The 19,845-nt window shown below is 73.3% G+C and carries 18 protein-coding genes and 1 pseudogene; 10 read left to right on the forward strand and 9 right to left on the reverse strand.

The features are described from left to right. Positions 1–20 precede the first annotated feature (20 nt). Positions 21–983, forward strand: a complete 963-nt coding sequence (locus HEQ75_RS01415; protein ID WP_168027120.1) for a tripartite tricarboxylate transporter substrate binding protein — start codon at positions 21–23, stop codon at positions 981–983. Further along, entirely contained in the window at positions 980–1,345 is a 366-nt protein-coding gene (locus tag HEQ75_RS01420; RefSeq protein ID WP_168027121.1) for a cupin domain-containing protein, read from the forward strand. The genes HEQ75_RS01415 and HEQ75_RS01420 overlap by 4 nt, the downstream gene beginning before the upstream one ends. A 206-nt stretch (positions 1,346–1,551) precedes the next feature. Here the strand turns inward: HEQ75_RS01420 and HEQ75_RS01425 are convergent, their stop codons facing one another. Then, positions 1,552–3,960: a recombinase gene (locus HEQ75_RS01425; RefSeq protein WP_235961160.1), complete on the reverse strand. Its 2,409-nt coding sequence runs from the start codon at positions 3,958–3,960 to the stop codon at positions 1,552–1,554. 112 nt (positions 3,961–4,072) lie between these two features. Then, the gene (locus HEQ75_RS01430; protein WP_168027122.1) at positions 4,073–4,891 is read right to left on the reverse strand and encodes an IclR family transcriptional regulator; all 819 of its coding nucleotides are present in this window, start codon (positions 4,889–4,891) and stop codon (positions 4,073–4,075) included. 57 nt (positions 4,892–4,948) lie between these two features. On the opposite strand from HEQ75_RS01430, the gene HEQ75_RS01435 reads away from it, so the two are divergent. Genes HEQ75_RS01435 through HEQ75_RS01450 form a run of 4 tightly spaced genes read left to right on the forward strand, consistent with a single transcriptional unit; the run spans position 4,949 to position 8,515 of the window. Further along, on the forward strand, positions 4,949–5,746 hold the full coding sequence (locus HEQ75_RS01435; RefSeq protein ID WP_168027123.1) for an HpcH/HpaI aldolase family protein: 798 nt from the start codon (positions 4,949–4,951) through the stop codon (positions 5,744–5,746). Next, the gene (locus HEQ75_RS01440; RefSeq protein ID WP_168027124.1) at positions 5,743–6,639 is read left to right on the forward strand and encodes an ABC transporter substrate-binding protein; all 897 of its coding nucleotides are present in this window, start codon (positions 5,743–5,745) and stop codon (positions 6,637–6,639) included. The genes HEQ75_RS01435 and HEQ75_RS01440 overlap by 4 nt, the downstream gene beginning before the upstream one ends. Positions 6,640–6,664: 25 nt before the next feature. After that, complete coding sequence (locus HEQ75_RS01445; protein ID WP_168027125.1) at positions 6,665–7,630, forward strand: tripartite tricarboxylate transporter substrate-binding protein; 966 nt, start codon at positions 6,665–6,667, stop codon at positions 7,628–7,630. A gap of 12 nt (positions 7,631–7,642) precedes the next feature. Then, positions 7,643–8,515, forward strand: a complete 873-nt coding sequence (locus HEQ75_RS01450; RefSeq protein ID WP_168027126.1) for an amidohydrolase family protein — start codon at positions 7,643–7,645, stop codon at positions 8,513–8,515. Between the two features lie 69 nt (positions 8,516–8,584). Here HEQ75_RS01450 and HEQ75_RS01455 read toward each other — a convergent pair. Both HEQ75_RS01455 and HEQ75_RS01460 read right to left on the reverse strand, forming a co-directional pair. Next, positions 8,585–9,139 (reverse strand): annotated as a pseudogene (locus HEQ75_RS01455) (methyl-accepting chemotaxis protein); the annotation flags it as partial. Between the two features lie 60 nt (positions 9,140–9,199). After that, positions 9,200–9,949, reverse strand: coding sequence for a protoglobin domain-containing protein (locus HEQ75_RS01460; protein ID WP_168027127.1), 750 nt, complete (start codon positions 9,947–9,949; stop codon positions 9,200–9,202). Between the two features lie 142 nt (positions 9,950–10,091). On the opposite strand from HEQ75_RS01460, the gene HEQ75_RS01465 reads away from it, so the two are divergent. After that, positions 10,092–11,156 (forward strand): Ldh family oxidoreductase, encoded by a 1,065-nt coding sequence (locus tag HEQ75_RS01465; RefSeq protein ID WP_168027128.1) that lies wholly within the window; start codon positions 10,092–10,094, stop codon positions 11,154–11,156. Between the two features lie 103 nt (positions 11,157–11,259). Here the strand turns inward: HEQ75_RS01465 and HEQ75_RS01470 are convergent, their stop codons facing one another. Beyond that, positions 11,260–11,883, reverse strand: a complete 624-nt coding sequence (locus HEQ75_RS01470) for a hypothetical protein (RefSeq protein WP_168027129.1) — start codon at positions 11,881–11,883, stop codon at positions 11,260–11,262. A 192-nt stretch (positions 11,884–12,075) separates the two neighbouring features. On the opposite strand from HEQ75_RS01470, the gene HEQ75_RS01475 reads away from it, so the two are divergent. Both HEQ75_RS01475 and HEQ75_RS01480 read left to right on the forward strand, forming a co-directional pair. Beyond that, complete coding sequence (locus HEQ75_RS01475) at positions 12,076–13,746, forward strand: methyl-accepting chemotaxis protein (protein ID WP_168027130.1); 1,671 nt, start codon at positions 12,076–12,078, stop codon at positions 13,744–13,746. Positions 13,747–13,785: 39 nt separating this feature from the next. Further along, positions 13,786–14,148, forward strand: coding sequence for an MmcQ/YjbR family DNA-binding protein (locus HEQ75_RS01480; protein ID WP_168027131.1), 363 nt, complete (start codon positions 13,786–13,788; stop codon positions 14,146–14,148). Positions 14,149–14,178: 30 nt separating this feature from the next. Here the strand turns inward: HEQ75_RS01480 and HEQ75_RS01485 are convergent, their stop codons facing one another. From HEQ75_RS01485 to HEQ75_RS01495, 3 genes are read right to left on the reverse strand one after another with little or no spacing between them, the layout of a single operon-like run. Further along, positions 14,179–15,153 carry a Bug family tripartite tricarboxylate transporter substrate binding protein gene (locus HEQ75_RS01485; protein WP_168027132.1) on the reverse strand — a complete coding sequence of 325 codons (975 nt, stop codon included), beginning with the start codon at positions 15,151–15,153 and terminating at the stop codon, positions 14,179–14,181. A 39-nt stretch (positions 15,154–15,192) separates the two neighbouring features. After that, entirely contained in the window at positions 15,193–16,065 is an 873-nt protein-coding gene (locus HEQ75_RS01490; protein WP_168027133.1) for a hypothetical protein, read from the reverse strand. Next, complete coding sequence (locus HEQ75_RS01495) at positions 16,058–16,921, reverse strand: amidohydrolase family protein (protein WP_168027134.1); 864 nt, start codon at positions 16,919–16,921, stop codon at positions 16,058–16,060. The genes HEQ75_RS01490 and HEQ75_RS01495 overlap by 8 nt, the downstream gene beginning before the upstream one ends. 85 nt (positions 16,922–17,006) lie before the next feature. On the opposite strand from HEQ75_RS01495, the gene HEQ75_RS01500 reads away from it, so the two are divergent. Beyond that, positions 17,007–18,158: a LysR family transcriptional regulator gene (locus HEQ75_RS01500; protein ID WP_168027135.1), complete on the forward strand. Its 1,152-nt coding sequence runs from the start codon at positions 17,007–17,009 to the stop codon at positions 18,156–18,158. A 19-nt stretch (positions 18,159–18,177) separates the two neighbouring features. Here HEQ75_RS01500 and HEQ75_RS01505 read toward each other — a convergent pair. Next, a partial coding sequence (locus HEQ75_RS01505; RefSeq protein WP_268887688.1) for a DNA translocase FtsK occupies positions 18,178–19,845 on the reverse strand: 1,668 nt, incomplete at its 5' end.

A 19,845-nucleotide genomic window follows, 5' to 3' on the forward strand; every position in this document is an offset into this window, starting at 1 on the left:
GACCGGGACGGAGGAAACCGATGCCGATGAGACTTCTGGGCGCGCTCTGCGCCCTGTTGCTGGCGAGCGCCCCGGCGCTGGCCTTCCCGGACCGGCCCATCCGGCTGGTGGTGCCCTATGGCCCCGGCGGCATCACCGACATCGCCGCGCGCATCCTGGCGCCCAGGCTGGGCGAGGCGCTGGGCCAGCAGGTGGTGGTGGACAACCGCCCGGGCGGCGCCGCGCAGATCGGCTTCGGCCTGACGGCGCGGGCGGAGCCGGATGGCCACACGCTGGTGCTGGCGACCACGGCGCTGGCCGCCAACCCCGTGCTGTTCCGCGTGATCCCCTATGATGCGCGGCGCGACTTCACGCCGGTGTCGCTGGTGGGGCTGGTGCCGATGGTGCTGGTGGTCCACCCCTCCTCCCCCGCCCATACGGTGCGGGACTTCATCGCCCTGGTGCGGTCCCGCGGCGGCGAGATGACCTATGGCTCGGCCGGCAATGGCAGCGGCAACCACCTGTCCACCGCGATGTTCAACCACGCCGCCGGCGGGCTGCAGGCGCTGCACGTGCCCTATCGCGGCGGCGGGCAGGTGATGACGGATCTGGTCGGCGGGCGGCTGGGCTATGTCTTCGCCGTGCTGCCGACGGCGCGGCCCTTCATCGTCGGCGGCCAGTTGCGCGCCATCGCCGTCACCGGCGCGGCGCGGAGCAGCGCGCTGCCGGAGGTGCCGACGGTGGCGGAAGCCGCGCTGCCCGGCTTCGCGCTGAACGAATGGCTCGGCCTGCTGGGCCCGGCCGGCCTGCCGGCGCCGGTGGTGGCGAAGCTGCATGAATCCGTCGTCGCCGCGCTGCGCAACCCGGACGCCGCCGCGCGCTTCCGCGAGATCGGCGTGGAAGTTGCGGGCAGCGACCCGGAGGGCCTGCGCCGGCATCTGGACCGGGAGCTGACCCGCTGGGCCGACCTCGCCACCCATGTCCGCTTCGAGGTCGCGGAATGACGCCCGCAAAGGACGCCGTGCTGCGCGAGCTGGCGGAGGTGCTCTGGGTTGAAAGCCCGGGGCACCATGGCGGGGCGCTGTCCAAGATCCTGGTCGAGGCCGGCGAGGGCGGCTCGCGCGTCATCGACTACCGCATCTCCTCCTACGCGCCGGCGGCGCATGTGGCGCTGCACGACCATGCGGCGAAGGAGCAGATCTACCATGTGCTGTCCGGCGAGGGCCTGCTGACGATCGGCACGCGCAAGGTGGTGATGCGCAGGGACAGCTACGTCTTCATCCCGCCCGGCGTGCCGCATGAGCTGCACAACACTGGGCTGGCCAACCTGGTGTTCCTGGTGATCACGGCGCCGGTGGCGGTCTGATACCCGACGCCCGAAGGGCCGCAGCGGCCGCAGGGGCGCCGCGGCAAGTGCCGCGAAGCCAAGCCGCACGGAGGCGCGGCGCCCGGCGCCTGAGGTGCACGAAGGTGAAACCTTCGCGCAGCCGGTACGAGGGCGAATGCCCCCCGCCCCGACCAGCCTCCGGCGTGCCCGCAAGGGCGGGGGCAGGCCTTGGCGGACGCCCCTTGTCAGATCGGGCAGACCCCTGACGCACACTGCAGATGCGCCCCGTCCACCGCCTCATGCAGCGCCGGGTCGTTGATGCCGGCCACCAGTTCGAGAAAGCGCTCCGGCGTCACCTCCTCCTCCGGCAGGTATTCGTAGCCGAGCTCGCTGTCCGGCCGGCTCGGCAGGATGGCGCAGCAGCGGATCCGGGGCTGGTGGGTCAGCACCATGTCGCGGAAGGCGTCGATGTCGTGCCGGTCGGTGTAGATCTTCAGCGTGTAGGAGACCTGGTTGCCGCGCTCGGCGCCGATCCAGTGGCGCTCCAGCAGCGACAGCCAGCGATACTGCGCCTCGGGCGAGGCCTCCGGCGCCGTTACCAGCTTTTCCGCCAGGCCCAGCCGCTCGATCAGCGACAGCGTGGGGAAGCCGACGATCGACATGCCGGGGAAGGAGGAGAGGCTGCGGATCGGGTAGCCGCGCGCCTCGTAATCGGCCAGCAGCCTGTCGCTGTCCGGCGTCCAGCCACCATCCTCGGCGCGCACGCCCTTGAACTGCACCCAGCGCAGATAGTGCCGCCGCGCCGGCAGGTGGGCGCCTTCGGTCAGGCCGAACAGCTTGCTGGTGGTGCCGGCCGGCTTCACCGTGGTGACGGTGTGCGGCGATTCCAGGCCCAGCGCGGCCGCGTAGGATTCGGCCTCGTCCTTCGCCGCGGCGGAAAGCCGATCCAGCATCGCCCAGAAGGCGGCGGAGCGGTCCTGGTCCAGCAACTCGGAAAAGCCCAGGCCGTAGCGCATCCAGGCCCATTCATGCAGGCCGGTCGGGCCGATGCCCATGCGGTTGGTGCGCGCCACCTCCGCGCCATACAGCGCGTCCATCAGATTGGCGCGCATCAGGAACCGCACGCCGAGGCGCACGCTGTCCTCCACCCGCGCATCCCAATCTTCCGCCACATCGGCCGGCATCACGCCGGGCGTCAGCGCCGCATGGTCCACGGGGCAGGCCAGCAGCGGCGCGAAATCGGCGATGACGCAATAGCCGCCGGTGACGTGCAGGGTGATCTCGCCGCAGGGATTCGTCGTGGCCGGAAAGCGGGCGGTGCCGGCGCGCCGGGCGATTTCCGCCAGCAGACCCACGGCGTGGTCCGCCTGGTAGCGGGCGCTGCGCACGTCACGGCCATCCTCATGCACCGGCTTGTCCCAGGCGGTGCCGGTGCGGTGGTCTTCCAGCTTGTCGCCGTTGATGAAGCCGGGCTCGCCATTGATGTAGCCGCAGCGCGTCGCTTCCTCGAACACCGCGAAGGCGTGCTGGTGCAGGGTCTCCGGGCTGCCGGCGCGGGCGGCGCGCACGCCGTCCCAGAATTCCGCGTCGACCATGACGGAGTTGTTCGCCGTCCACAGCCCGCCTTCGGACTTCACGCGGATGAAGCGCAGGATGCCCGGGTCGCGCCAGGATTTGGTGGCCATCCGGGCGGCCCGGCGGGCGCCGCCCACCTGCACCTCGACGGACAAATGATGGTCCACCAGCATCGCCTGTTCCCAGGTGGCAAGCCCGCCGGCCCGCGCCGGCTCGATCACCTGTCGGCGCAGGTTCACGAAGGCGCGCATCAGCGACAGCGGGCCGGAGGCCGGGCGCCCCTGCATGCCGCCGATCGGCGCGCCGCAGGGCCGGATGGCGGAGAAATCCAGCAGCAGCGTCCGGCCGGCCGCGCCCTGGAAGGCCAGGCTTTCCAGCAACTCCACCGCCTTGCCCCAGCCCTCGCGGCTGTCATCGATGACGTGGCGGATCGCATCGGCCGGCGCCTCGGCCGGATCGGCCAGGAATTCGCGGCCGATCCAGGCCCGCAGCTCCGCCTCCTGCGCCGGCGTCATCGAGTCCAGGCTGGTGCCCCATGGCAACAGGGAAAAGTCCAGGCCGAAGCGGTGCAGCGTGGCACGCGTCGCCGGGAAATCCGCGTGGCCGGTGCCGAGATGCAGCAGCACATGCGGCGCCCGCGCCCAATCCACTGCCATCAGCGCATCATCATAGGCCCGGCCCACACCGCTGCCGTTCAGCAACAGATAGAACAGGCTGAAGGAGGCCGCGGCCGTGGCGCAGTTGGTGAACACCTCCATGTTCCGGCCAGGCTGGTCGGCGTCGCCATGCTGCAGGTGGCGGCCGGAGGTGATCAGCGCGCCGGTGGCGATGGCGTTGCGCAGCCGGCCCTGTTCCAGCCGGTCCGCGCGGTCTCCCAGCAGTGCCATGTTGCCGGCCGCCACCCGGTCCGCCACCCGGCCGAAATCCTCGGCATCCGAGGGGCGGAAGACGGTGCGCCGCGCCACCGCCAGGCCCATCCCCGCATCCAGCGCGCGCGCTTTCGCAGGCGGCCCGCCGAAGCGGGCCCCCGGGGTGCGGCGGTGGCCGAGAAACGTGGTGCCGGGCAGTGAACCATCCATGTCGAGCATCCCAGGCCGCGCGCACCGATGCGCGCGGTCCACACAGTATATGGTGGTCCACCCGGCGCGTCACCACCATATCTCGTCGCGAGGCCGTGAGGTGGCAGACCCGCTACCCCACCGCGCGGGCCGGCAGGGCGGCCAGCTGCTCCTGGTCCGCGATGCGGTCGCAGGCCTCCTTCGCCGCCTGCATCACCTGCCGCGCCAGCCCCGCCCGCGCCGCCGGCGGCACACCTTCCGCCACCGCCGCCAGCCCCAGGCTGCCCAGCACCCCGCCTTCCGCGTTGAACAGCGGCGCGGCGATGCCGACCACGCCAGGCTGGAATTCGGATTGCGTCACGCAATGCCCGGCTTCGCGGATCTGCCGCAGCGCATGCCGGAAGCTCTCCCAATCCGCGCCCAGCCCGGCGGCGGCGATGGTGCCGCGGTGGCGGGCATGGATGGCGCGCAGCTGGTGCGGCGGCAGATGCGCCAGGATGACCTTGGAGGCCGCGCCGGTGAACAGCGGCCGGCGCTGGCCGCGGGCGAAGATGCCTTCCGGCGCGCCCTGCGCCGGGGCATCGCCCACGCACATCACGGTGCCGGAAAACAGCAGGCACAGAAGCCCGCTGTGCCCCGTCTCCGCCGCCAGGCGCCGCATCGGCGGGGTGCCGCCGGCCGTCACCGGGTCGCACAGCCGCATGGTGCGGTCCAGCTCGATGATCCGCGGCCCCAGCATCCAGGCCCCGCCGGCCACCGGCGTGACCAGCCCCGCCGCCTGCAAGGCCTTGATGTAGCGATAGCAGGTGGAGCGCGAGGTGCCGGAGACGCGGATCAGCTCCTCGGTGGACCAGGCCGGCGCCCGGGTGGTGAACAGGTCCAGCAGCCCGAGCATCTTCTCCAGGCTGCTGGCCCCGCGCGCCGCGGCGGCCTCGGAAGAAAATCCCGTCATTCTGGACAATCCGAATGCCCGGCTTTAGCGTCGCGGGCCTGTGGGGGGAGCTGGGTCATGGAAGCGTCCGGTATAGCGGCGAATGGCGCGCGGCGCATTCTGGCCGATGGCGGGCTGGTGCTGTGCATGGGGCTGCGCCAGGCGCGCACCGTGGATATCGGCCAGATGGTCGCCGCCTGCGGCTTCGAATCGCTGTACATCGACATGGAACACAGCCCGGTCGGGCTGGAGACGGTTTCCGCCATCTGCACCGCGGCCGCCGCCTTCGGCGTCACGCCGCTGGTGCGGCCGCCGGGGCATGGGGCGGACTGGATCGGCCGGATCCTGGATGGCGGCGCGCAGGGCATCGTGGTGCCGCATGTGAACACGGCGGCCCAGGCCCGCGCCATCGTCGATGCGGCCCGCTTCCCGCCCACCGGTCACCGCTCCGTCATGGGGCCCGGCCCTGCCGTCGGCTACCGGGCGCTGCCCCTGGGCCAGATCAACGCCACGCTGAACGCCGCCACCCTGGTGGTCTGCATGATCGAGACGCCGGAAGGCGTCGCCAATGCCGATGCCATCGCGGCGGTGGAAGGCGTCGATGTGCTGCTGATCGGCTCCAACGACCTCTGCACCGAGATGGGCATCCCCGGCGAGCTGCGGAACCCCAGGCTGCGGGAGGCCTATGTGACGGTGGCCGAGGCCTGCCGGGCGCAGGGCAAGGTGCTCGGCGTCGGCGGTATCCGCGGCGATGCGGAGCTGCAGAAGGACCTCATCGGCCTCGGCGCGCGCTTCCTCATCGCCGGCAACGATGTCGGCTACCTGATGGCCGCCGCCCGGGCGGATGCGGCGCTGCTGCACAAGCTGCTGCCGTGACCACCGGCCGCCTCGTCCTGCTCTCGGCCGCCGAGCGCCCCTATTGCGAGGCGCTGCTGCGCGGCTTCGCGCGGCGGCATCCCGGCATCGACGTGGATTTCGTCTTCGGCATCAGCACCGCGCTCCACAACCGCTACCTGGCGGAACACGCGTCCGGCGGGGCGACGGCGGATCTGGTGTGGTCCAGCGCCATGGACCAGGTGATGGGCCTGGTGCTGGACGGCCATGCCCAGCCGCATGGCGTGGCCCACGCCCTGCCGCCGGATGCCGCCTGGCAGGACCTGGCGCTCGCCACGACGCGGGAGCCGGTGTTCAACCTGGTGCGCGGCGCCGGCCGGGCGGGCAGCTTCGGGGAGGTCGCGGCCTTCCTCGCCGGCCATCCCGGCGCCGTGGCGGTGCCGGACATCGCCGCCAATGGGCTCGGCTTCCTCGCCCTGCTGCGCGCCAGCCTGGAGGACCCGGATTTCGAGGCCGGCATGGCGGCGCTGGCGGCGCGCCGCCCGGCCCGCTGCGGATCGGCCCCCGCGCTGGTCGCCGCCATGACCGGCGGCGGCGTCTTCGCGCTGCAGGTGCTGGGCGCCTATGCGCTGCGCGCGGTGGCCGCCGACACGGCGTTGCGGATCGCGGAATCGGACCGGCCGGCGCCGGCGGTGGCGCGGCTCGCCTTCATCCCGCGTCGCGCCGCCAACCCGGACGCCGCCCGCGCCTTCCTGGCGCACATGGTCTCGGAGGAGGGGCAGGCGGCGCTGGCGGAGGGGGATTTCTGGCCGGTTCTGGCCACCCCGCCGCGCCCGATCGCGCCCATCCCGCTGGATTCCGGCTTCGCCCGGCTGCTGGAGCCGGCGCGGCGCGCCGCGCTGCTGCACCGATGGCAGGCCCGATTCGCCACCTGACACGACCTGGGAGGAACCAAGCATCATGAACCGTCGCCATCTTCTGCCGCTGCTCGCGGCCCCCTTCATCCTCAGCCGCGGCAGCGCCGCGCAGGGCTGGCCGCCGGGCAGCCTGCGCATCATCGTCCCCTTCGCCCCCGGCTCCTTCACCGACATCTCCGCCCGCCTGCTGGCGCAGGAACTGACCGGGCAGCTCGGCCAGTCCGTGGTGGTGGAAAACCGCGGCGGCGCCGGCGGCACGGTGGGCGCCACCGCCGCCGTCCGCGCCGTACCGGATGGGCTGACGCTGCTGCTGACCGACAATTCCCTGGCGATCTCGCCCAGCCTCTATCCCGCCCTGCCCTACAACCCGCTGACCGATCTGGTGCAGGTCAGCCGCATCGCCGACAGCCCCTCCATCCTGCTGGTCCGCCCGGGGCTTGGCGCGCGGGACGTGGCGGCGCTGGTGGCGATGGCCAAGGCGCGGCCGGGCGCGCTGAGCTTCGGCTCCGGCGGCCAGGGCTCCTCCGCCCATCTGGCGATGGAACTGCTGCTGAACGTCACCGGCACCCGGATGCTGCACGTGCCCTTCCGCGGCGTGGCGGCGGCGATCAACGAGGTGATCGCGGGGCGTGTGGACATGGCCATTGCCAGCCTTGCCTCCGGCGTCGCGCATGTGCGCGCCGGCACGCTGCACGGCCTGGGCGTGACCGGCGCCAGCCGCGCCGCCGCCCTGCCGCAGGTGCCGACCTTCATCGAGGCCGGGGTGCCGCGCTACGACATGATGTACTGGTGGGGCGTCGCCGCGCCGAAGGGCACGCCGGAGGCGGTGGTCACGCGGCTGAACACCGAGATCGGCACCGCGCTGCGCAGCCCGAAGCTGGTGGAGGCCTTCGCCGCCGCCGGCGCCTCCGCCACGCATTCCACCCCCGCCGCGATGGCCGCGCATGTCGCGCGGGAAGTGGCGCTGTGGCGGGAGGTGGTGCAGCGCGCCGGGGTGAAGCTGGAATAGGATCTTTTCACGATGCTCGACCATAGGGCCGAGGGCCCGCCGGCCTTCCGCGCGCCGCCGCTGTCCTGCGACGCGCATTTCCACGTCTTCGGCGACCCGGCACGCTACCCCTACGCCTCGCCGGAGCCGCTGCGCTACGCGCCGCCGGTGGCGCCGCTGCCGGACTACCTGGAGCTGGCCGCGCATCTGGGGCTGGAACGCTTCGTCTTCGTCCAGCCCAGCGCCTATGGGGAGGACAATGCCTGCATGCTGGATGCGATGCGGGCGGTGGGCATCGCCCGCTGCCGCGGCATCGTCGACGTGCAGGAGGATGTGCCCGATGCGCTGCTGGCGGAGATGGACGCGCTCGGCGTGCGCGGCGTGCGCATCAACTACTCCCCGGTCAAGCCGCGCATCGATGGCTTCTCCCGCCAGATGCTGCCGCGCATCCGGCGGCTGGAGGCAAGGTGCCGGGAGCTGGGCTGGCACCTGGACTTCCTCGGCCCGGGCTGGCTGACGGCGGAGCTGCTGCCGGTGCTGGCCAGCCTGACGGTGCCCTTCAGCGTGGCGCATATGGGCATGTTCCTGGCCAAGGACGGCCCGCAGCAGCCCGGCTTCCAGGCCTTCATCGAGGTGCTGAAGCGCGACGAGGTGCAGGGCTACGCCAAGTTCACCGGCACCTACCGCATGGCGACCGCGCCCGATTTCGCCGATGCCGCGCCGATGGCGCGCGCCCTGGTGGAGGCGGTGCCGGACCGCATCATCTGGGGCAGCGACTACCCGCATCTGTCCTTCGCCCACGGCGTCGGTTCCGTGCAGCTGTTCAACCTGCTGGGCGACTGGGCGGATGAGGCGGCCCGCCACCGGATCCTGGTGGACAACCCGGCGCGGCTGTTCGGCTTCTGAGGCGGCGGCAGCCGCCGGGCAGGCTTCCGGGGCGGCGGGTCAGGCGATCCGGCCTGGCCCCGGGGCACGTCAATGGCGCGTGACGCCGCCGCCGGCGCCACGCACGGAGGCGATGACCGCGTCGCGCAGGTGCTGCACGGCCTGTTCCAGCACCCCGGCATTGCCGCGAACCGCTTCCGCCTGCCGGTCGGTCTCGCCCACCGCGTCGCGCACCGCATGGGCGCGGTGCGACATCTGCCGGGCGGCGCCGGCGGTCTCGGCGATGGTATGGGCGATTTCCGCCGTCGCCGCGCCCTGCTGCTGCACGGCGTCGGAGACGGTGGCGACGACGCTGTCGATCTCGCCGATCATCGCCGCCATCTGCGCCACCTGCGCCACTGCCTGGTCCGTCGCCTGGCGGATGGCGGCGATCTGCCGGCCGATATCCTCGGTGGATCGTGCGGTCTGCGTCGCCAGTTGCTTCACCTCGCTGGCCACCACGGCGAAGCCCTTCCCGGCATCGCCGGCGCGCGCCGCCTCGATGGTCGCGTTCAGCGCCAGCAGGTTGGTCTTGGCGGCGATGTCGGCGATGACGCCGGCGACATCGCCGATCTGCCCGGCCTGCTGCGACAGCGCGGCGATGCTGTCGCGCGCGTCGCGGCCGGCGCCGACCGCACGCTGCGCCGCGGCGCCGGAAAGGCCAACCTAGCGGGTGATCTCGCCGATCGAGGCGGTCAGCTCCTCCGCCGCCGCCGCCACCGTCTGCGCGGTGCCCAGCGTCTGCTCCGCCACCGCCGCCGCCGCGCCGGCCTCCTGGCCCGTGCGGGACGCGGTTTCCGACATCGCCCGCGCCGTGCCCGCCATCGCCGCGGTCAGGACACCGACCTTGGCCACCGCCGCGCCGGCCTCGCGCTCCACCGCCTCGGCCATGCTGGCCAGGGCCAGGTCCCGGCTGCGGGCCTCGGCGGCCGCATAGGTTTCCAGCAGTGCCTCCAGGTCCAGCCAGGCGATGCGGCCCAGCGCGTCGCGCAGCGCCGCCGCCTGCCGCCGCCGCGCGCCGTCGAACCACCCGCCCGGCGCCTCCGGCACCACTTCCCGCAGCACGGCGGCGGCGACGCTGTGGTGGCAGACGGCCACCGCGAAGCTCGGCACGCCATGGTCATAGAAGGCGGAGGCCAGCGCCTGGGCCGAGGCCTCGAAATCCGGCCCCAGCTCGCCGGCGATGGCGCGCTGCCAGTGGGCGACGCGCACGTGATGCACCGCGGGGATCATCAGCGCCGCCTGCATCGCCGGCCAGCCGTCGAAGGCCCCGTGCAGGGAGCCGAGCAGCGCGGGCAGGCGCTGCTGCGTGAAGGGCCGAAGGGTCTGCAGGCTGGCGATGTGCGAAGGCGTGATGCCGAAGGCGGCCAGGCGCTTCGCCTGGGCAGAGGCGTTGGTAGGCGACGCTCGGGTCATGCTGCCGGGCCGGGATGTTCAGACGTCGACGTTTCGCAGCCAAGGCTTGTGAAAGCATGAAGCTGGCGACGCAGCCACGGGTGAATCGACGGGCGCGGCCTGACCGACTACCAGTCCGGAAAGCCAGCATCCGGAAACCTCCATGCCCGACCCTGCCCGCCACCACCCCGAGCGCCTGATCGCCTTCGCCGAGGCGCTCTGCCGCGCCGCCGGCCTGGATGCGCCGAAAGCCGCCGCGGTGGCGAAGACGCTGGTCGAATCCGATCTGCTCGGCCACGTCACCCACGGCCTGGCCCTGCTGCCGCGCTACCTGGACGATGCGCTGTCCGGCGGCATGACGCGGGAGGGGGAGCCGGAAGTGGTGCGCGACCGCGGCGCCTGCCTCACCTGGAACGGCCGCCGCCTGCCCGGGCCGTGGCTGGTGCACAAGGCGCTCGACATCGCGCTGGAGCGCGTGGCCACCTACGGCACCTGCAGCGTGGCGATCGGCGACAGCCACCATATCGGCTGCCTGGCCGCCTACCTGACGCGCGCCACGGATCGCGGCTGCATGGCGGTGCTCTCCTCCTCCGCCTCCGCGGCCGCGGCGGTGGCGCCGTTTGGCGCCATCAGCGGCGTGCTGGCGCCGGACCCGGTGGCGGCCGGCATCCCGACCGAGGGCGACCCCATCCTGATGGATGTCAGCGCCTCCATCACCACCATCAACATGGCGGGGCAGTTGCAGAAGGCCGGCGCGCGCTATGCCCATCCCTGGGTGCAGGACGCGCAGGGCAACCCCAGCACGGACCCGGCGGTGCTGACGCAGGGCGGCACGCTGCTGCCGGCGGGCGGGCTGGACCATGGCCAGAAGGGCTATGCCTGGGCCCTGCTGAACGAGGCGCAGACCCAGGGTCTTTCCGGCTATGGCCGGGCGGACCGCCCCACCGGCTGGACCGCCAGCGTGCTGCTGCAGGTCTATGACCCGGAAGCCTTCGCCGGGCTGGACGCCTTCCGCCGCCAGACCACCCACACCGCGGAAGCCTGCCGCGCCGCGACGCCGCGGCCGGGGGTGGCACGGGTGCGGCTGCCGGGCGAATCCGGCCTGGCCCATCGCCGCGCCGCCTTCCGCGATGGCCTGGCGCTGTCCCCCGCCATCCTGGGCGGGCTGCAGGGCGCCGCGGCGAAGCTGGGCGTGGCACTGCCAGAGGCGATGTCCCCGCCGGGCTGACGGCGCCTCTGGTCGCACGCCCTCAGGCGCCGGGCGGCCCCTCCGCGGCCTTGGCGCGCGGCACTGGCCGCGGCGGGCGCAGGCGGCTTCGCGGCGCCGCGTCTCAGCGCCGCGGCATGCCGGGGATGCCCTGGAGCATCCCGGGCGGCATGCCCTGGGGCATCTGCAGGGCCTGGTAGCCCTGCGGCCGCTGGAAGCGGGCGGGGTCCTGCGCCGCATAGGTCACGCGCGTCGCCTCCATGCTGCCGGATTCGCCGCCGCTGGTGCCCTGGGCGCGCAGCGTCACGCCATCCGCCGTGACGCAGGCGGTGCCGCGATCGGCGCCGTCCTGGAAGTTCCAGACCGTGCAGGGCAGGCCGGCGACGCGGTCCTGGCCGGTGCGGCGGAAGCTGGCGCGCGTCGGCAGGGCCAGCGCCTGTTCCATCGGCACGTCCATCACCATGCGCATCTGCTCCATCACCATGAAGCCGCGCTGCGCCCGGTGGTCCGCCACCAGCCAGCCCATGCCCCCCATGTCCATGCGCATGGCCTGCCGCGCGGCCAGCCAGGACAGCGTCATCTGCGGCATGCCGCCCTGCGCGCGGGCACCGGTGACACGGTAGGTGACGCTGACATCGCGCGTGGGCAGCAGTTGCGGGCGTTCCTGCGCCAGGGCCGGCGGGGCGACGGCAAGGGTCAGGACGATGAGGCAGGCGGGGGCGACAAGGCGTACGGCGCGGGCGGACATGGCAGGTCTCCCTCCAAGGAGGCTGGACGCTCCCCCACCCCCCGCGCCGGCGTCAAGCATGGCGACCGGCCGGCGAAACCGACCGAAACCCGATTACCGATCCGTCATTCAACCGCGCGTTCACAATCCGTTGAAGGCGACGTCGCAATCATCCGCCACCACCCGAGGAGCCCCCTGCTGATGCTTGCGCGCATGTCGATCCGCGAACGCCTCATTGCCGCCTTTGCCTTCCTGCTGCTGGCCCTGGCCGGGATCGGCGGCTTCGCGATCGACCGCATGCGGGCGGTGGACAACGCGACGGCTGAGATCGTGGACAACTGGCTGCCCAGCAACCAGGCGCTCGGCCACCTGCGCGCCAGCCTCTCGGAAATCCGCATCTCGGTGCTGAACCACGTGAACTCCGACGACGCCGCGCGGATGCGGACGCTGGAGGAGAGCATCGAGCGATGGACCCGCGAACTGGGCGGATCGAAGCGCGAATACGAAGCGCTGATCAGCAGCCCGCGTGAGCGGCAGATCTACACGGCGGCCGCGGAAGCCATCACCGTGTATCTGCGCGAGGTGCCGCCGATCCTGGAACTGTCCCGCACCAACCGTCGGGCCGAGGCCGGGGCGGCCCTCACCCGCAACCTGGTTCCCGCCGGTAACATCGTGACGCGGACGCTGACGGAACTCGAGGAGCTGAACGCCGCCGGGGCCGCCGCCGCCAGCGCCCTCGCCGACGCCACCTACGAAAGCGCCCGCAGCCTGATCCTGGCCGGAATCGGCACGACCCTGCTGCTCGGTGTCGCCGTGGCGCTGCTCATCCTGCGCGCCATCAATGGCGGCATCGCCGCCGTCATCGCGCCGATGCAGCGCCTGTCGCAGGGCGACCTGACGGCGCAGGTGCCGGACATCGCGGCGCGCACCGAAATGGGCCGCATCGCCGCGGCGCTGCGCGTCTTCAAGACCGCGCTGGAGGAAAAGCAGCGCGCCGATGCCGCGATCCGGCAGGAGGCGGAGGCCAAGGCGCAGCGCGCCGAAGCCGTCGCCCGCCTGGTCGCCACCTTCGAAGCGGACGCCGAGGCCGCGCTGGCCGGCGTCGCCACCGCCACGCAGCAGCTGGACGCCATGGCCGGCAGCATGACCACCACGGCGCGGGAGGGCGAGAGCCGCGCCGCCTCGGTCGCCGCCGCCGCCGAACAGGCCTCTGCCAGCGTGCAGAACGTGGCCGCGGCGGCCGAGCAGCTCGGCGCCTCCATCGCCGAGATCGCCCGCCGCGTGACGGACAGCGCGACCGCCGCCCGCAACGCCGCGGATGGCGCGCGCGCCAGCGACGCCGCCATCACCGGCCTGTCGGAATCCGCCCAGCGGATCGGCGACGTGGTGCGGCTGATCGCCGACATTGCCGGCCAGACCAACCTGCTGGCGCTGAACGCCACCATCGAGGCGGCGCGCGCCGGCGAGCACGGCAAGGGCTTCGCCGTGGTCGCCAGCGAGGTGAAGGCGCTGGCGGCGCAGACCGCCAAGGCGACGGAGCAGATCGGCGCGCAGATCGCCACCATGCAGGCGGAAACCCGCGGCGCGGTGGACGCCATCCGCGGCATCACCGCCACTATCGACCAGGTGGACCAGATCACCGTCCAGGTGGCCGCCGCGGCCGAGGAACAGGCCAGCGCAACGCAGGAAATCGTCCGCGCCGTGGCCGAAGCCGCCTCCGGCACGCGAGAGGTTTCCCGCTACACCGGGGAGCTGTCGCAGGGCGCGGTCGCGACCGGCCAGGCGGCGACGCAGGTGGGGCAGTCCTCCGCCGAACTCACCCAGCGCTCACAGCGGCTGCGCACCCAGGTGGGCGGCTTCCTCTCCGGCATCCGCGCCGCCTGACGCTACCCGCCCGCGGCGATCCCGTGCCAGGATCGCCGCATGGCTGCCTCCCCCACCGCCCGGCTGCGCCGGATCTGCCTGGCGCTGCCGGAAGCGGCGGAGGTGGAGACCTGGGAACAGCCGACCTTCCGCGTGCGCGGGCGCATCTTCGCCATGCTGCACGCGGCGCCGGACGGCCTGGCCGTCTGGTTCAAGGCGCCGCCCGGCAGTCAGGAATTGCTGCTGGAGGCCGCACCGGACCGCTTCTTCCGCCCGCCCTATCTGGGCCACAAGGGCTGGGTCGCGCTGCGCCTGGGCGGAAGCGTGGACTGGGCGGAGGCCGCGGCGCAGATCCGCCGCAGCTATTCCCTGATCGCCCCGAAGCGGCTGGCGGCCCGGATCGAGGGCGATGACGCCGGCTGAGCCGGCGCCCGCCCGCCCTGCCGCGCCGCCTCAATCGGCCCGGATCCGCCCCTCCCGCACCACCCGCGCCCAGCGGGCCAACTCTGCCTGCACATTGGCCGCGAAATCGGCCTGGCTGCCGCCCGCCGGCACCAGCCCGCGCGCCTGGATGGCCTGCCGCGTCGCCGGCTGCGCCAGCCAGGCGTTCAGCCCCGCATTGATATGCGCCACCATCGGGGCCGGCAGCCCGGCCGGGCCATACAGCCCGTAGCTGATGGTCATGGTGGCGTCCGGATAGCCGGCTTCCGCCATCGTCGGCACCTCCGGCAGGTCCGGCCAGCGGGTTTCCGCCGTCACCGCCAGCAGGCGAAGCTGGTTGTCGCGGGCCAGCGGGATGGCGACGGACACCGGCAGCACCATCGCCGCGATCCGCTCGCCCAGCAGGTCCTGCAGCGCCGGGGAGGTGCCGCGATAGGGGATGTGGTTCAGCTCGATCCCGGCGGCCAGCGCGAACAGCACCATGCCCATATGCGGCGCCGTGCCGTTGCCGGGCGAGCCGAAGTCCAGGTCGCCCGGCCGCGCCTTGGCCAGCGCCACGAATTCGGCCACATCCCGCGCCGCCAGCCCCTTGCGCACCGCCAGTACCGAATTGCCGTCGGCGATGCGGATGATCGGCACGAAGGCGCGCTGCGGGTCGTAGGGCAAATTGGCGATCAGCGGCGGGCTCATCACGAAATTGGCGCCCTGCATCAGCAGCATGCGGCCATCCGGCACGGCGCGGGCGACGATGCCGGTGCCGATCACGCCGCTGGCGCCGGAGCGGTTCTCCACCACCACCGGCTGGCCGAGGATCTCGGACAGGGCCGGGGCGAAGGAACGCGCGATGAGGTCCTGCGCCGTGCTCGGCGTGACCGGGACGACAAGCGAAACAGGCCCGTCCGGCCGCACCGCCGGGGTCTGCGCCTGGGCGGGCGCGGCGAGAAGCCCGGTCGCCAGGGCGGGCAGGCTGCGTCGGGTGATGGTCATTTCTTGGTTTCCTCCCTTGTCACGTCAGTCGGGTGCCGTTCAGTCGAGGCCGAGCGCCCGGGCGGGCGCGAAGACCTCCTCCACCGCCAGCCGGCGCGGCAGCAGGCCCTGGGCGTGGCAGGCCGCCAGCACCTGCGTCAGCGCCGGGGCCATGGCCTCCGCGCCGCTCGGCAGCAGGTCGGGCTGCGCCACCGGCCGGGCCGCACGCAGCGCCGCCAGCAGGGCGGCGACGCGGCCCGGATGCGCCTCCGCGAAGGGACGCGCGGCCACCAGCACATGGTTCACCGGCGCCACGCCATGCCGGGCGAACCAGGCCCGCGCCGCCGCCTCCGGTGCCGGGAAGACCGGCGCGAAATCCGGGTCGCCCGGCAGGTCGTTGCCCAGGATGGCGGCGTCGATCGCGCCCTCCCGCAGCAGGTCGGGCAGCTTCAGCCCCTCCGCCACCCGGGTGACGAAGGGCGGGTCGGCATATTCCGCCACATGCGCGCCTTCCTGAGTCACCCATTGCACCGCCTCGGCCGGCAGCGCGGCCTCCTCCGCCAGGATGGCGCGGACCCACATGCCGGTGGTCTGGGTATAGGCGCGCACGCCGATACGCCGGCCGCGCAGCGCCTGTGGCGTCAGCGCCGGCCGCGATGCCAGGCGGATGATGCAGCGGTGCTGGAAGCGCGCCGCCAGGGTCAGCGGCAGCAGGATGATGGGCTTGCCATAGGCCAGCGCCTGCAGCGCGGTGACGATGGCCATCTCCGCCATGTCGTAGCGCTGCGTGCGCGCCATGGGCGCGAAGGCGCGGTGGATCGGCTCCACCGCCGCGAAATCGATCCTTGTTCCATCCGGCAACGCGCCCGCCGCGCGCAGCCCGGCCGCCATCGGCGTGCGCCCGATGGCCAGGCTGAAGCCGGGCTCAGACATCGGCGGGTGCCAGCGCGGGGTAGAGCCGGCGCGCCGTGCCGCCCAGGATCGCCGCGCGATCGGCTTCGGACAGCGCCTGCAACGGCGCCAGGCTGCGCGCCAGCAGCGCCGCCAGCGTGCCCTCCGCCGCCGGGAAGTTGGAGCCCCAGAGGATGCGCCCCGCCCCGAACCGCGCCAGCAGCGCCTGCAGCAGCGCCGCGGGCGTGGAAGCCCCGGCGGCGGCCATGTCCAGCGCCCGGGTGGTCAGCTTGAGGAAGACCTGCGGATGCTCGGCCAGGGCGAACAGCTCGGCGGACCGGGCGAAGGGCGGGCCGTCGGTCAGGTCGGGGCGCGCCAGATGGTCCAGCAGCACCGGCACGGTGGGAAAGCGCGCCAGCAGCGTGCGCAGCGCCGGGATGCCCTTCGCCGTCATCTGCAGGCAGACCGGCAGGCCGAGTTCCGCCGCCACCGCCCAGCCCGGGAAGCCGCGCGGGTCATCCAGCCAGCCGGCCTGGCCGGGCATGGTGGTGCCGGTGGTGAACAGCCGGAAGCCGGAAAGCCCGGCGGCATGCCAGTGGCGGATCCGCGCCGGCGCATCCTCGGCCAGGATGTCCACGGAAAACACGCCGACGAAGCGGTCGCGATGCGCGGCGACGGATTCCACGAGGTAGCTGTTGTCATGGCCATAGGCGGTGGAAGCCTGCACCACCACGGCGCGGGCGATGCCGGCTTCATCCATCGCGGCGATCAGCGCCTCGGGCGGCGTCGGCCGTTCCGCCGACCAGTCGGATTGCTTGCCGCCGAGCGGCGCCAGCGGGTAGCGCGCCGTGTCCGGCGAGATGACATGGGTGTGGGTGTCGATGATCTCGATTGGCATGGCGTCTCTCCCGGGGCGCAAGCATGCGCGCCGGGCCGCCGGGCGGCTACGCGGATTGCGCGGCCTGGGTCATAAGGCTGGGGCAATGCCCGAAGCCGCCCGCCTGCCACGCCTGCGCGACCTCGCCGCCTTCGCCGCCGCCGCGCGCGCGACGAGCCTGGGCGCCGCCGCCCGGCAGGCCGGCCTGTCCCAGCCCGCGCTGTCGCAGGCCATTGCCCGGCTGGAGGCCCGCAGCGGCCAGGCCCTGCTGGCCCGCGGGCCGCGCGGCAGCTTCCCCAGCGCCGCCGGCGCGCTGCTGCTGGAACGCTGCGCGCGGATGGACGCTCAGCTTGCCGCGGGCCTCGCCGCCTGCGGCAGCGCCACGCCGCCGCGCCTGCTGACGGACACGGCGCTGGACACGCATCTGGCCATCACCCTTGCCGGCAGCTTCGCCGCCGCGGCGCGGGCGCGCGGCATCGCCCTGCCCTCCCTGTCCCGCACCGCGCGGGGGCTGGAGGCGACGCTGGGCGTGCCGCTGTATCGCCGCACCGCGGCCGGCTTCGTCACCGCGCCGGGCGGCGCCGAGCTGGCGCGGCGCATCGCGCTGGCGCGGATCGAGATCGAGCAGGGGCTGGCGGAGCTGGCAGCCGACCCTGGGCGCTTCCGCCTGGGCACGCTGCCGCTGCTGCCGCGCCGGCCGATCGCCCTGGCGCTGGCGGCGGCCGGGGCGGGGCTGGCGGTCTCGGCGCAGGATGGCAGCCATGCGGCGCTGGTGGCGCTGCTGCGACAGGGCGGGATCGACGCCATGCTGGGCGCCCTGCGCGGCGCCCCACCGCACCCCGACCTGGTGGAGGAACCGCTGCGGGACGACCCTTTCGTGGTGGCCTGCGGCGCCGCGCATCCCGGCGATGCCACGCCGGCAGGGCTGGCCGCCGCCGCCTGGGTGGTTGCCGCGCCGCCCCTGCCGCGGCGCGCGGTGGCGGAGGCGCTGTTCGCCACCCTGCCCGCCCGCCCGCGCATCCTGCTGGAGACGAACGCCGCCGAGACCACCATCGCGGTGCTGCGCCAGGGCGGCGCGATGGCCCTGCTCTCCGCCCAGCAGGTGGCGGCAACGCCGGGGCTGCGGCGCCTGGAGGTGACCCTGCCACCCGCCCCGCCGCGCCAGATCGGCCTGACCCTGCGCCGCGACTGGCGGCCGACCGCAGCCCAGGCCGCGTTCCTGGAGGCGCTGCGCGAGGCCTGCCGCAGCGCCGGGTAAGGCCCGCGGCGGCCCGCGCTCAGTCCCTCGGCCCGGGCGCCAGCACCTCGCGCTTGCCGACATGATTGGCCGCGCCCACCACGCCGTTCTTTTCCATCTGCTCGATCAGCTTGGCGGCGCGGTTGTAGCCGATGTTCAGGTGGCGCTGGACGAAGCTGGTGCTGGCCTTGCCTTCCCGCGTCACCAGCTCCACCGCCTGGTCGTACAGGGACGCCTCGCCGTCGGTGTTGCCGCCGAGCAGGCCGGGCGCGCCGTCCTCGCCTTCGGCGTCCACCTCCGTCACCTCCTCGATATAGGCGGGCTCGCCCTGTTCGCGCAGGAAGGCGACGATCGCCTCCACCTCCTCGTCGGAGACGAAGGGGCCGTGCACGCGGCTGATGCGGCCGCCGCCGGCCATGTGCAGCATGTCGCCCTGGCCCAGCAGCTGCTCGGCGCCCATCTCGCCCAGGATGGTGCGACTGTCGATCTTCGAGGTGACCTGGAAGCTGATGCGGGTCGGGAAGTTGGCCTTGATGGTGCCGGTGATGACGTCCACCGAAGGTCGCTGCGTCGCCATGATCACATGGATGCCGGCGGCGCGCGCCATCTGCGCCAGGCGCTGCACCGCGGCCTCGATCTCCTTGCCGGCGACGATCATCAGGTCGGCCATCTCGTCGATGACGACGACGATCATCGGCAGCGGCTCCAGCGCCAAAGGCTGGTCCTCGAACAGCGGCTTGTTGGTTTCCGGGTCGAAGCCCACCTGAACGCGGCGCGTCAGCACCTCGCCCCGCGCGCGGGCCGCCTGGGCGCGCTCGTTGTAGCCGCCGATATTGCGGACGCCGAGCTGGGACATGGCGCGGTAGCGCTTTTCCATCTCCCGCACCGTCCACTTCAAGGCGCCGATCGCCTTGGCCGGCTCCGTCACCACGGGGGCAAGCAGATGCGGGATGCGGTCATAGACCGAGAGTTCCAGCATCTTCGGGTCGATCATGATGAAGCGGCACTCATCCGGCGTGAACCGGTACAGCAGCGACAGGATCATGGTGTTGATGCCGACCGACTTGCCCGAGCCGGTGGTGCCGGCGATCAGCAGGTGCGGCATGCGGGCGAGGTCGGCGATCACCGGCGCGCCGCCGATATCCTTGCCGAGTGCGAGCGGCAGCTTCGCCTGGTGGCGGTGCCAGTCCTCCGCCATCATCATCTCGGAGAAATAGACCATTTCCCGCTTGCTGTTCGGCATCTCGATGCCGATCACGTTGCGGCCGGGCACGGTCGCGATGCGCACGGCGGTGACGGACATGGAGCGCGCGATGTCATCCGCCAGGCCGATGACGCGGGCGGATTTGGTGCCGGGCGCGGGTTCCAGCTCATACAGCGTGACCACCGGGCCGGGGCGGATTTCCGCAATGCGGCCGCGCACGCCGTAATCCTCCAGCACCGTCTCCAGCATCCGCGCATTGCCCTGCAGCGCCTCCTCCGAGGGGCCGGCGGCGCGGCGGGCGGGCGGCGGCGTGAGCAGCGACAGCGGCGGGTAGCGCCAATTGCCGTCGGGCAGGTCCAGATGCCCCTGGCGCGCTTCCGCGATCGCCTTGGGCGGCGCGGCACGATCCGCCACGCGCGGCGCCGCCTTGGCGCGACCCGGGCCGGCAGGCGTGGCGGCCGGCGTGGCGGCAGGGGTGGCGGCCGGGGTGGCCGCGCGCGGTTC

Source organism: Falsiroseomonas selenitidurans (assembly GCF_012103215.1).
In the GTDB taxonomy this organism is placed as follows: Bacteria; Pseudomonadota; Alphaproteobacteria; order Acetobacterales; family Acetobacteraceae; genus Falsiroseomonas; species Falsiroseomonas selenitidurans.